Source organism: Frankia sp. Mgl5, from assembly GCF_023242985.1.
GTDB lineage: Bacteria > Actinomycetota > Actinomycetes > Frankiales > Frankiaceae > Parafrankia > Parafrankia soli.
In genome coordinates this window covers 328-13,281 of the sequence record NZ_JALKFY010000688.1, presented here as the reverse complement: position 1 = coordinate 13,281, position 12,954 = coordinate 328, and the positions used below count along the sequence as shown (strand labels likewise).

The 12,954-nt window shown below is 72.1% G+C and carries 8 protein-coding genes; 5 read left to right on the top strand and 3 right to left on the bottom strand.

The genetic code is table 11. The annotated features are described in order from the left end of the window. The first annotated feature begins 22 nt into the window (after positions 1-22). The gene (gene glgP, locus MXD62_RS25715) at positions 23-2,587 is read left to right on the top strand and encodes an alpha-glucan family phosphorylase (RefSeq protein ID WP_248831998.1); all 2,565 of its coding nucleotides are present in this window, start codon (positions 23-25) and stop codon (positions 2,585-2,587) included. A gap of 74 nt (positions 2,588-2,661) precedes the next feature. Here the strand turns inward: glgP and glgX are convergent, their stop codons facing one another. Next, positions 2,662-5,025 (bottom strand): glycogen debranching protein GlgX, encoded by a 2,364-nt coding sequence (gene glgX / locus MXD62_RS25710; RefSeq protein WP_248831997.1) that lies wholly within the window; start codon positions 5,023-5,025, stop codon positions 2,662-2,664. 348 nt (positions 5,026-5,373) lie between these two features. On the opposite strand from glgX, the gene MXD62_RS25705 reads away from it, so the two are divergent. Beyond that, on the top strand, positions 5,374-6,150 hold the full coding sequence (locus tag MXD62_RS25705) for an enoyl-CoA hydratase/isomerase family protein (RefSeq protein WP_248831996.1): 777 nt from the start codon (positions 5,374-5,376) through the stop codon (positions 6,148-6,150). Positions 6,151-6,253: 103 nt separating this feature from the next. Here MXD62_RS25705 and MXD62_RS39855 read toward each other — a convergent pair whose 3' ends face one another. Both MXD62_RS39855 and MXD62_RS25695 read right to left on the bottom strand, forming a co-directional pair. Next, positions 6,254-7,477, bottom strand: a complete 1,224-nt coding sequence (locus MXD62_RS39855; protein ID WP_248831995.1) for an endonuclease/exonuclease/phosphatase family protein — start codon at positions 7,475-7,477, stop codon at positions 6,254-6,256. A 28-nt stretch (positions 7,478-7,505) separates the two neighbouring features. Continuing rightward, complete coding sequence (locus MXD62_RS25695; RefSeq protein ID WP_248831994.1) at positions 7,506-9,134, bottom strand: transcriptional regulator; 1,629 nt, start codon at positions 9,132-9,134, stop codon at positions 7,506-7,508. A gap of 586 nt (positions 9,135-9,720) precedes the next feature. On the opposite strand from MXD62_RS25695, the gene MXD62_RS25690 reads away from it, so the two are divergent. The 3 genes from MXD62_RS25690 (at position 9,721) to MXD62_RS25680 (ending at position 12,274) form a co-directional block, all read left to right on the top strand. Next, positions 9,721-10,506 (top strand): electron transfer flavoprotein subunit beta/FixA family protein, encoded by a 786-nt coding sequence (locus MXD62_RS25690; protein WP_248831993.1) that lies wholly within the window; start codon positions 9,721-9,723, stop codon positions 10,504-10,506. 14 nt (positions 10,507-10,520) lie between these two features. Further along, positions 10,521-11,483 (top strand): electron transfer flavoprotein subunit alpha/FixB family protein, encoded by a 963-nt coding sequence (locus MXD62_RS25685; protein WP_248831992.1) that lies wholly within the window; start codon positions 10,521-10,523, stop codon positions 11,481-11,483. A gap of 242 nt (positions 11,484-11,725) precedes the next feature. After that, entirely contained in the window at positions 11,726-12,274 is a 549-nt protein-coding gene (locus MXD62_RS25680) for a helix-turn-helix transcriptional regulator (protein ID WP_020458713.1), read from the top strand. The last annotated feature ends 680 nt before the right edge of the window (positions 12,275-12,954 follow it).

Here is a 12,954-nt window from a genome sequence, read left to right as displayed (position 1 = left end):
CCCTGTTTAGGCTTCCCGTCTCGTGAGAGCGCTGCGCCGATTCACTGTCCGTGCCCAGCTCCCGGAGCAGCTCGCTGCGCTGGGCGAGCTGGTTCTGAACCTTCGCTGGTCGTGGCATCCGGAGACCCTCGACCTGTTCGAGTCGGTCGATCCGGAGCTGTGGCGGGCCTGTGAGGGCGATCCCGTCCGGCTGCTCGGCGAGGTCGACCACGATCGGCTCGTGGCGCTCTCCGCCGACCGGAAGTTCCTGCGCCGGCTCTCCGACGCTGCGGACGACCTGCAGGAGTACCTGACCTCCGACCTCTGGTATCAGAAGCAGACGATCCCGGGCGCACCCAGCGCCATCGCCTACTTCTCGCCGGAGTTCGGGATCACCGAGGTCCTCCCGCAGTACTCGGGCGGCCTGGGCATCCTCGCCGGCGACCATCTGAAGACCGCCAGCGACCTCGGGGTGCCGATCATCGGGGTCGGCCTGCTCTACCGGGCCGGCTACTTCGTCCAGTCGCTGTCGCGGGACGGCTGGCAGCAGGAGCGCTACCCCGGCATCGACCCGCACGGCCTGCCGCTGACGCAGCTCACCGACGCCGAGGGCGCCCCGGTGAAGGTCGCCGTCGGCCTGCCCGAGGGGCGCACCCTGCACGCCCAGATCTGGAAGGCGCAGGTCGGACGGGTCCCGCTGCTGCTGCTCGACTCCGACGTCGAGGACAACCAGTCCGCCGAGCGGGGCGTCACCGACCGCCTCTACGGCGGCGGGACCGACCACCGGCTCCTCCAGGAGATGCTGCTGGGGATCGGCGGCGTCCGCGCGCTGCGCGCCTACGCGGCCGTCACCGGCTCGCCGGCGCCGGAGGTCTACCACACCAACGAGGGTCACGCCGGCTTCCTCGGGCTGGAGCGCATCCGCGAGCTCACCGAGACCGGGCTGAGCTTCGACGAGGCGCTGGAGGCCGCCCGCGCCGGCACGCTGTTCACCACCCACACGCCCGTGCCCGCCGGTATCGACCGGTTCCCGAAGGACCTGGTGGCCCGCCACTTCGGCGGCGACAACAGCTGGCCCGGCGTCCCGGTCGACCGGGTGCTCGAGCTCGGCGCCGAGCCCGACCCCAACGTGTTCAACATGGCCCACATGGGCCTGCGGCTGGCCCAGCGCTCCAACGGCGTCAGCAGCCTGCACGGCATCGTCAGCCGGGAGATGTTCGCCGGCCTGTGGCCCGGCTTCGACCACGCCGAGGTGCCGATCGGCTCGGTGACCAACGGCGTGCACGCCCCGACCTGGGTCTCCCGCTCGATCACCGAGCTGGCCGACCGCCAGCCCGGCCCCGGCCTGCTCAGCGGCGGCGCCGAGGCCTTCACCCGGTTCGACAAGGTGTCCGACGAGGCCATCTGGGCGACCCGGCGGGAACTGCGCGAGCAGCTCGTCGCCGAGATCCGGCGCCGGGTCCGCGTCTCCTGGCTGCAGCGCGGCGCGGCCCCCGGCGAGCTCGACTGGGTCGAGTCCGTCTTCGACCCGGACGTGCTCACCATCGGGTTCGCCCGCCGGGTGCCGTCCTACAAGCGGCTCACGCTGATGCTGCGCGACTCCGAGCGCCTCAAGCGGCTCCTGCTGCACGCCGACCGCCCCGTCCAGATGGTCATCGCGGGCAAGGCCCACCCGGCCGACGACGGCGGCAAGCTGCTCGTCCAGCAGATCGTCCAGTTCGCGGACAACCCGGCCGTGCGCCACCGGATCGTCTTCCTGCCCGACTACGACATCGGCATGGCCCGCTTCCTCTACGCCGGCTGCGACGTCTGGCTGAACAACCCGCTGCGCCCGCTCGAGGCGTGCGGCACGTCCGGGATGAAGGCGGCGCTCAACGGCTGCCTGAACCTCTCCATCCGGGACGGCTGGTGGGACGAGATGTTCGACGGTCAGAACGGTTGGGCCATCCCGACCGCGGACGGCGTCGAGGACCCCGACCGCCGCGACGACATCGAGTCGGCAGCCCTGTACGACCTGCTCGAGAACACGGTGACGGCGCGCTTCTACGACCGGGCGACGCCGACGTCCGCCCCGCCGCGGTGGACGGCGATGGTCAAGCACACCCTCTCCACGCTCGGCCCGCAGGTGCTGGCGACCCGGATGGTGCGCGAGTACGTCGAGCGTTACTACGTGCCCGCCGGGGTGTCGGCCCGCCAGGCCACCGAGGGTGACCTCGCCGGGGCGCGCGACCTCGCGGCCTGGAAGTACCGGGTGCGCAGCGCCTGGTCGGGCGTCCATGTGCTCAACGTCGACTCGGCCGGGCTCGGGGACACCCCCCAGGTGGGCCAGTCGCTGGTCGTGCGGGCGACGGTCGACCTCGGCGGGCTCGACCCGGCCGACGTCGAGGTGATCGCCTCCTACGGCCGGGTGGACGAGACCGGCCGCATCATGGCGCCCGGCACGCTCTCGCTGACCGACGTGGGCGAGGGGGAGGGCGGCCACGGCCACCGGTACGAGGGCACGATCCCGCTCGGCCGGACCGGCCCCTTCGGCTACACGGTGCGAGTCCTGCCCCGCCACCGCCTCACCGCAAGCCCGGCCGAACTCGGCCTGGTCACAAACCCCTGACCCACCCCCGCGCCCTGGGCCTCCGGCCTCCGGGCCCAGGGCGACCAGCGTGGTGGCTGAGTGTCATCGTGGACTCACTCAGCCGCCACGCTGCAATCGGAGCCGCCGAGGGCCCGCAGGATGAGGACCGTTCGTCCGGCCACGTCGAGCTGCGCGCCGGCCGCCAGTGTCCGGCGGGGCTCGGCGATCGTGGCCGGGAACCCGGCGAGGTCGTCCGCGGCGGTGTCGAGCAGCAGGTCGTACCGGGTCGCCCAGGGCGTCCCGGGAAGCACGACCGTCCGGTCCTCGCCCTCAGGATGGATGACCAGCAGCAGGCTCTCCCCGGTGACCGGCGTGCCCGCGGCGTCGGTCCACTCGATGCCCTCCCCGGCCAGGTGCGCCACCAGGATCGCCACCTGCGGGGCGTTCCAGTCCGCGGCCGACATCACCGCGCCGTCCTGCCGGAACCAGGTGATGTCGGGCAGCCGCTGCGGGGTCGGCGCGCCACCGCGGAAGAACCGCTGCCGCCGCAGCACCGGCGCGGCCCGTCGCAGTCTGCTCAGCCCGCCCACCAGCGTGATCAGCGCCGGATCAGGACCTGCCGGATCCGCGGCCGGCACCTCGCTGGCCGGCCCATCGCCGGGCCCACCGGCCTCGGAGGTTCCTGCCGTTCCGTTCGGCCAGGCGAGCCAGGAGACCGCGTTGTCCTGGCAGTAGGCGTTGTTGTTGCCGCCCTGCGAACGTCCCAGCTCGTCGCCGGCGAGCAGCATCGGCACACCGGCCGACAGCAGCAACGTGCTGATCAGGGCCCGGCGGGCCCGGCGGCGGTTCGTGAGGATCTTCGGGTCGTCCGTCGGTCCCTCGGCGCCGTGGTTCGACGACCGGTTCTCCGACTCCCCGTCCCGGTTGCCCTCCCCGTTGTCCTCGTTGTGCTTCTCGTTGTACGAGACCAGGTCGGCGAGGGGGAAACCGTCGTGCGCGGTGACGAAGTTGACCGAGGCCCAGGGCCGGCGTCCCGAATGCTCGTAGATGTCGGACGAGCCGGTGATCCGGTACCCGAGATCCGCCACGCTGCCGGTGCGGTCGCTGAAGATGTCACGCAGGGTGTCGCGGAACCGGCCGTTCCACTCGGCCCACGGCGCCGGGAACGCGCCGACCTGGTACCCGCCCCAGCCGAGGTCCCACGGCTCGGCGATCAGTTTGACCGAGGACAGCAGCGGGTCGGCCTGGATCGCGGTCAGCAGCGGCGCGGCCGGCTCGAACCCGTCCGGTGACCGCGCGAGCGCCGTCGCCAGGTCGAAGCGGAACCCGTCCACCCCCATCTCGGACACCCAGTACCGCAGCGAGTCGCAGATCAGGCGCACGACGTGCGGCGACGTGGCGTCGACGGTGTTCCCGCAGCCGGTGACATCGCGGTAGCGGCGCGGGTCGGTGGGTTCGACGCGGTAGTAGGCGATGTTGTCCAGCCCGCGCAGGCTCAGTGTCGGCCCGCGCTCGCTGCCCTCGGCGGTGTGGTTGTAGACGACGTCGAGCAGCACCTCGATACCCGCGTCGTGCAGCGCGGCGACCATGGCGCGAAACTCGGCGACGGGGTCGTCCGTGGCCGCGTAGCCGGGGTGCGGGGCGAAGAACGCCAGCGTGTTGTAGCCCCAGTAGTTGGAGCGGCCGTTCTCCAACAGCGTCGTCTCGGAGATGTGCGCGTGGACGGGCAGCAGCTCGACCGCGGTGACACCGATCCGCAGCAGGTGGTCGACGACCGCCGGATGCGCCAGGCCGGCGTAGGTCCCGCGCAGCCGCTCGGGCACCCCCGGGTGAAGCATGGTGAAGCCCCGGACGTGCAGCTCGTACAGGATCGTGTCGGCCCAGGCCGTCCGCGGCCTGTTCGCGGCCGGGTCCGGCCCCGTCACGGACCCGGCGGCAGACCCCGTGACGGATCCCGCGGGAGGCCGCGTGACGGGTCCGGTCACGACGCCCTTTGGCACATACGGTGCCGAGTCCCGGTCGTCGGGGTCCTGCCCGTAGGGATCGCCGGCCACATACCCGTGCACCGCCGGATGGGGCACGAAGCTCCCCGTGACCCGGCGCGCATAGGGGTCGAGCAGCAGCTTCGCCGGGTTGTACCGCTCGCCGCGCCCGGGCGCGTACGGCCCATGGGCCCGCAGGCCGTAGGCCTGCCCCGGGCCCACACCGGGGATGTAACCGTGCCAGACACCGCCGTCCCGTTCGGGAAGCCGGTACCGCGTCTCACCACCCGAAGTGGTCTCCGCGCCACCGTCCGTTCCGGGGGCCGGGTCGGTGCCGAGGTCGGTGCGGCCGGTGGCGCCCGAGCCGTCCCGGCCGTCCTGGCCGTCGAACACACAGAAATCCACCGCGTCGGCACCGGGCGCCACAACGGCGACGTTGACTCCCTCGCCGTCCCACCACACGCCGAGCGGGGTGGCCGAGCCGGGGCGGATCATGGGAACGACGCTAACCGCCACATCATCCGGTGGTCCCCCGAACTCTCACCTCCACCCATCCCAAGTGACCGGCGTCACTTCCCGTCCCGCGGCGCACCCGGTTGGCCGACGCCGGGACCCTGTCGGCCCCCACCCGGGCCCGAGGTGCCCCGTCTGGAGTGGTCCCGGCTCGGCTCTCGCCGGGGAAGGGTGTGGTCTTGGGGTGGTTGTCGGCGGCCTGAACGTGGAGGCCTACTCGTCTAGTGTTGGCTGCGGCCCGGCGGGGGAGTCTCCGGCGGGCGGGTGGCTCACGGATGCGCGGAATCGTGATGAGGATTCATGGTTTCGCGGCGATGCGGAGGTTTGGCGATGGCGGTCGTGCGGCTCGAGGTCTCCGACGGTGTCGGGACGATCAGGCTGGACCGGCCGCCGATGAACGCGCTCAACGCGGCGCTTGCCGCTGAGCTGCGCGCCGCCGCCCTCGAGGCCACCGCCCGGGCGGACGTCCGGGCCGTTGTCGTCTACGGCGGCGAGAAGGTGTTCGCCGCCGGGGCGGACATCAAGGAGATGGCGGGGCTGGACGTCGCTGGCATCACCGGCTGGGTCCGCGATCTGGCCGCGGCCTTCGACCTGGTGGCGCGTATCCCGAAGCCGGTCGTCGCGGCCGTCACGGGCTATGCCCTCGGCGGCGGCCTGGAGCTCGCGCTGTGTGCCGACTTCCGGGTCTTCGCCGAGAACGCGAAGGTCGGGCTGCCCGAGATCACCCTCGGTGTGATCCCGGGCGCCGGTGGCACGCAGCGCCTGCCGCGGCTCGTCGGGTCGGCCCGGGCCAAGGATCTCGTCTTCAGTGGCCGGCAGGTGCGGGCCGCCGAGGCGGAGGCGATCGGGCTGGCCGACAAGGTCGTCCCGGCCGATGAGGTGTACGCCGAGGCCCTGCGGATGGCGGGTCGCTTCGTCACGGGGCCCGCCCTGGCACTGGCCGCGGCGAAGCAGGCGATCGACGACGGCGGCGACCTCGCGCTCTCCGAGGCGCTGCGGTTGGAGTCGGCGCTGTTCATCGGCCTGTTCGGTACCGAGGACCGCCGCCACGGCATGGACTCGTTCATCGAGCGCGGCCCGGGCAAGGCCGACTTCGTCGGCCGCTAGCCGTCGCAGCACCCGACATCGGCCCCGGCTCGGTCTGCGGCCCGGGGCCGGCCGGCACGAGGCTCGGCCCGGCTCGGTCAGTGCAGGCCCGGGGTCGGGTTGGTCAGCGTAGGGCCAGGTCGGCGGTCACCGGCTTGTGGTCGCTGCCGAACTCGGAGCCGACCTGGTAGCCGGTGACCGCGAAGGCCGGTGACGCGAGGACGTGGTCGATCCGCAGCACCGGTGGGAACGCGACCGTTTTCGCGTTCCAGGTCGGCGTCCAACCGGCGCCGAGGACGTCGTGGGCGTCGCGCACACCGGCGGAGAGCAGCCGGCGCAGCGGACGGTGGTCGCGGGTGGCGTTGAAGTCGCCGGCGAGCACGACCGGCAGTTTCGACGTCTCGACGTCCTCGCGGAGCTGGTCGAGCTGGGCGCGCCACCGTTTCGCGTAGTCCCCGCTGGTCGGCGAGATCGTGTGTACCGCGTACATGACGAAGGAGCGGCGCTCGTCGACCCGCACCGTCGTGCGCAGTGACATGCTGCCGGCCACCTCGGGTGCCGCCGTGTCCGACAGCGGGAAGCGGGAGAACACCGCCGCGCCGAACGCGCCGTCCTGCGGGTGGACCTCGGAGTACCGGTACTCCTTCAGCGCACCTGACGCCTGGACGTCCGCCAACGTCAGCGGCGAGAGCTCGACCAGCACCAGGACGTCGGGGTCGGCGGCCTCGATCTGCCGGCCCAGCCGGCCGGCCTCGGCGCTGGAGTAGAGCAGGTTCGCGCTCATCACCCGCAGCCGGGCCGAGCCCTGCGGGACGTCGTCGGCGTCGCCGGGGAGGACCTCGGGCAGTGCCCAGGCCAGGTGGGCGACGACGAGCAGCGCACAGAAGATCATGAGCAGGTTGCGCCGCAGCGCGAAGCCGATCGCGAGCGCCGCATAGACCGGCAGGTACAGCAGCGGTGTCAGCGCGTTGAACGAGGCGAACGGCCAGGCGAACGCGTCGTCGAGGTGGACGAGGCGCACCGCGGCGATGACGGCGAGCGCCACCGTGGCGACCCAGGCGGCGAGCACCAGGGCGATCCGGGCCGGCGGATGTGTCCCGCCCGCCCGGCCGGGCGGGTCGGACGGGATCGCCGGGATGTCGCCCGCACCGATGCCCGTGCCCGTCCCGGCACCGACGTCACCCCCGCCGCTTCCGCTTCCGCCGTTGCCGCCGGCACCACCGCCGCTCCCACCGCCGTTACCTCCGCTGCTTCCGCCGCCGTCGGTAGCTCCGCCGATGTTGGTGCCGTTGCTGGAGGTGGGGGCGCGTCGGCCGATGCGGCGGCCGATGCCCTTCGCGGGGCTCACCGGACATAGGGTGCCCGGTCCACGCCGGTCAGCCGACGGCGGGTTCCGGCCGCTGCTGGGGAGGTCGCACAAGACCAGCGGCGCGTGAGCGCCACTCGCGGGCCGCGACGGCTTTCGAGAAGCCGGCGATCGTCCGGTCCAGCTCGGCGAGTTTGTTGACGATCCGGGTGGAGGACACCGGGCCGGCCACCTCCACCGCCCGGTACCCGGCCTCGAGGGCCGCCTCGAGCTCGGGGCGCGGGCGTTTCAGGTAGGACAGCGCCAGGTCCGCCTCCGCGTACGCGCGGGTCCGGGCCCGCGCCGGACCCTGCAGGTCACGTGCCTCCAGCAGCCGCTTCTCGGCCATCTCCGCCCGGCCCAGCAGGAGGAAGCAGTGGCCCTGGCACTCGGCCACGTCGCCGACGTTGTAGTGCCCGGCCCAGGACGGGGCGTCGCCGGGCTCGCGGGAGATCGTGCGCTCCAGCGCGTCCAGGGCGCGCATGCAGCCGGCCTCGTCGCCGTTGCGGGCGAGGGCCCACGCCAGCTTGTCCTGCAACATCGCCTGCACGGCCGGCGCGGACTGCCGGGCGGACCGGTCGATCGCCGCGCGCGCCAGGGACAGGCTGTGCCGGTTGTGCCCCTGGGCCGCGGACTGGTCGCTCATGGCGGACAGCACCCGGCCGGACATCATGACGTCGTCGGCGTGCTCGGCCAGGGTCAGCGCCTGGATGTAGTAGCGCTGGGCCAGCGCCTGGCGGTTGCAGTCCTGGGCGAGCCAGCCGCTGAACTGGGCCAGCTCGGCGAGGGCGCCGAAGGTGTCGGTGTCGGCCGGTCCCTCCACGGCCGCGCGTGTCCGGTCGTGCAGGAACGTCACGACCTGGGGTCGAATCTCCCTGCTCCCGAACCGGGCGTCCAGCCGGCGGAACGTCTCGGTCATGTCCCGGATCATCGCTCCGCCGGACGGGGAGGACGGGACGTCCGCGCTGATCCGGCGGATCACGCCGGTGAGACTGGACAGCACGGGGTCGGCGAAGGCGGTGGCGACGAAGGCCGCCCCGTCGTGCAGGACGTCACGTCGCCGCATGTCTCGTCCCGAAAGTCCGGCGAGTGTTCGCAGGTTGTCGTCGGGGAGGTCCGCGATGACGAGGCCGAGGTCGTCGCGTTCGCTGGCTTCGCCCCGCCAGCTGAGGTCGGCCGGGGTCACCGGGTAGCCGACGAGGACGGAGAGCTCGGCCGCGGCCAGCTCGGCGACCATCGGGTCCCGGGGCCGCATGCCGCGGCGCCAGTGCCCGACGGTCGTCCGGGCCAGGCCGAGCTCGATGCGGCGCTGGGATCGGGCGCGGTTGTTGACCTGACGTGCGAAGCGGGTGTCGGAGACGTTGGCCTCGGCGAGCAGGCGGGAGAACAGGGTCGGCGTGCCGGATTCGCCGGTGTCGGGGCTGGCACCGGCACCCCTGGTGCCGCCTGCGCGGGTGTTGCTGGCGCCGCCGGCGCCACCCGTGCCGGTGGACGTCCCGCCGGTGGCCTTGCCCGCGGCAGCCTTCGCCGCCGGCCTGGCGCGCCCGGTGGATGCCATCAACGGCGCCGGGACCTGGCTGTTCGGGAGCTGGGTGGCAGGGATGTGCGGGCCCGACAGGGTCAGGGGTGGCCCGGCCACCATGAGTTCTTCCGCGGTCATTGAACCCCCGTCTGCTCGATGTGGCCGGATGGGCCTTTACCAGGCCCTCGGCTACCTCATGGGGCAGAAAGTAGCCGATTGGTCACACATTCAGGAAGAGGGTGTGCAGTAGTGGGCCAGAATGCACGGTCACGGTGGGACCCGGGCCTCTTGCGGTAGGAGCGGTCGAAGTGGGAAGCACCATGGCAAACCGGACCGCCGTCGCGGCGGTGCCGTCGCGGCGGTGCCGTAGCGGTGCCGGGCGGCGTCGATGGCCGGTCCGTCAGATCGGTCCGCCCGGCGGACGCGCCCGGTGGGCGGCATCCGTCCCGCCGCCGCGCCGTCACCATGTCACCACCGCTCGCGGTCGGCGGGCGTCGCCGTGGGTGGGCGGCCGTGTCGTAATACGCCGGTCGCGGCTGCGCCGGCCGGCGCCGTTGTGTCCGGATGATGTCTCCCGGATGTCCGTCGCCGCCGGGCTGACATGCCAGGAGCGGGCGGATTGCGGCCTGCATCACGGCGCCGATCATCGGGCATGTCAGGGCGTCAGATGCGACGATGCGTGGAGGACCGACATCGATATTGCTGGCTACGGAGGCCCCAAGGCGTGAACATCGTGGTTACCGTCAAGCAGGTTCCCGATACCTGGGCGGAGAAGAAGCTCGACGCCTCGGACAAGACGGTCGACCGTAAGAGCGTCGACAACGTCATGAACGAGATGGACGAGTACGGGGTCGAAGAGGCCCTGAAGATCAAGGAAGCCCATGGCGGCGAGGTGACGGTCGTCACGATGGGGCCGGAGAAGGCCGTCGAGACGATCCGCAAGGCTCTCTCGATGGGCGCTGACAAGGCGGTGCACCTGACCGACGAGTCGCTGCACGGCTCCGACGCCCTCGCCACCTCCGCCGCGCTGGCGAAGGTGATCTCCGCGCTCTCGCCGGACCTGATCATCACCTCCTCGGAGGCCTCCGACGCCCGGGGCGGCGTCATGGGCGCCCTCATCGCGGAGCGTCTCGGTCTGCCGCAGCTCACGCAGGCCCGCAAGGTCACGGTCGACCCGGGCGCGAACAAGGTCTCCGTCGAGCGCCTCGCCGACAACGGCTACGCGCTCGTCGAGGCGACCCTGCCGGCCGTCGTGGGTGTGGTCGAGAAGATCAACCAGCCGCGTTACCCCTCGTTCAAGGGCATCATGGCGGCCAAGAAGAAGCCGCTGACCAAGCTCTCGGCCGCCGACGCCGGTCTCGACGCGGGCTCGGTTGGCCTCGCCGGGGCGACGTCCACGGTTGTCGACGCGCAGCCGGCACCGCCGCGCCAGAGCGGCACCATCGTCAAGGACGAGGGCGACGGCGGCGCGAAGGTCGCTGCGTTCCTCGCGGCCCAGAAGCTCATCTGAGGGGTTGTTGTTCGATGGCTGAAGTTCTTGTACTCGTCGAGCACAGCGATGGCGAGCCGAAGAAGGTCACGGCCGAGCTGCTGACGCTGGCCCGCACGATCGGCGAGCCGTCGGCGGTGTTCCTCGGCGGCCCGGGCAGCTACGCCAAGGCGAAGGAGTACCTGGCCCAGTACGGCGCGGCCAAGGTCTACCTGGTCGAGTCCGAAGACGTCGCCGACTACATCGGGGCGCCGGCGGCCGAGGTCCTGTCGAAGCTGGTCGCGGACGTCTCGCCCGTGGCGGTCCTGGCCGCGGCCACGCCGGACTCCCGTGAGGTCGCGGCCCGCACGGCCGCCCGCACGGATTCCGGCCTGATCTGGGACGCCACCGCGCTCACCTCCGACCTGACGGCCACCCAGGGCATCTTCGGCGGTTCGACGATCGTCAACTCGAAGGTCACCAAGGGCACCCCGATCGTCGTCGTCCGGCCGAACTCGACCGCACCCGAGGCCGCGCCGACGACCCCGGTGGAGACCCCGGTCGACATCGCGATCTCCGACGCCGCGAAGGGCGCGAAGATCGTGGACCGCGTCGTCGAGGCGAAGTCCGGCCGTCCGGACCTCACCGAGGCCCAGGTCGTCGTCTCCGGAGGCCGTGGCCTGGGTGCCGCCGAGCACTTCGCGCTGGTCGAGAAGCTGGCCGACACGCTCGGCGCGGCCGTCGGCGCCTCGCGCGCCGCGACCGACGCCGGCTGGTACCCGCACCAGAACCAGGTCGGCCAGACCGGTAAGACGGTGTCGCCCCAGCTGTACATCGCGGTCGGGATCTCCGGCGCCATCCAGCACCGGGCCGGCATGCAGACCTCGAAGACGATCGTGGCGGTCAACAAGGACCCCGAGGCCCCGATCTTCGAGTTCGCGGACTACGGACTGGTCGGTGACCTGTTCAACGTCGTCCCGCAGCTCACCGAGGAGATCCAGAAGCACAAGGCCGGCTGACCAGCCGAGCCGCTCCATCCGGGACGGCCCGCGACCGGGCCGTCCTGACCGGGCGCAGGATGGCCGGGTGCGTTCCCTCTCTGCCCGGGGGCCGCACCCGGCCGTCGCCGTTCCCGGGGCGCTGAGGTCGTCTCCAGGTCGCGAAGCCTCTCCCGGTCCCGCCGCCCCCGGCTCCTGAGCAGGGGCGGTCCGCGCCACCGACGGTTACGCTCGGTGTCGAGCTGGGAGCGGGAGGTGTCTGAGTGTCGCTACGTCACGGGTTGCTGGGGCTGCTCGCGGAGGGTCCGGCCAGTGGCTACGACCTCACGAGGCGATTCGAGCAGGTGCTGGGCGCCGTCTGGCCGGCCGGGCACCCGCAGATCTACGGGGAGCTGAGCCGGCTCGCCGGCGACGGCCTGATCGAGATCGACAGCGAGGGCCCCCGCGGCCGCAAGGCCTACCGGATCACCGACTCCGGCCTGGACGAGATCAGGCGCTGGCTGCGTGAGCCGTCGGAGGTCGACCACACCATGCGGCTCCAGTCGCTGCTGCGGTCGTTCTTCTTCTGGCTCATGGAACCGGCGGACCTCAACCAGCACCTGGTGCGCGAGGCCGAGTTCTTCGCGTCGGCGGCCGGCCGGTACCGCGCCTATGCGCAGGCCACCGACCGCGGCGACTTCCCCGACACCCCACAGAACCGGTCACTGCGCCTGGCGATCGAGGGCGGAGCGCGGCTGTACGAGGCCCTGGCCGGCTGGGCACGGTGGGCGGCCGAGCGCTCCGAGGCGGCGGGTGGACGTCCACGGCCCTGAAACGCGAGCCGGCAGCTCTCGGGCACATCGGAAGCCACCCGGGCGCAGCAGGCAACCGCGAGAACACTGATACCCGGTCATGGACGTCGAAAGCGTGCGATACCCGGCCACGGATGTTCCGCGGGCAGGGGTGTTGGGGCGCTCGATATGGGGTAGCAGTCCTGAAGCGGCGACGCCGGGAGGCAATCGTCGGAACTCGCCGGGAGAGACCCACCGTGGGCAGGCCTGCGGGGCCCCGGGGAAGCCGGGCAGCGGCCGGTAACAGGCGGTCGGGGAGCCTTCGCCGGGCTCGGCGGCGGGTGGGGGCGGGGCCGGCCCAGGCCTGGATTGCATATGTCGGGGTGGTCCCCACACCCCCGCGGATCGCTCGTGTATAGTTCCATCTCGCCGCCCACCCAGGACGAACAGTCCGGGGCGTTGGCGGGCCAGGATCCTCCGAGGAGGCACAGACCCCCCGAGGAAGAGGCCCGAAAACGATGCGGTAAGGTTTGAAAGAGTGGCAGTCACCGGCTCAGCCGGAGTGATTTGACACAAACCCGAAAGTCTCGGTAACTTAACCGAGTCGCCGCAGCCGGGGCCGAAAGGCCGAAACGGATACGGCAAAGTGGCAGTCACCGGCTCAGCCGGAGTGATTTGACACAAACCCGAAAGTCTCGGTAACTTAACCGAGTCGCCGCAGC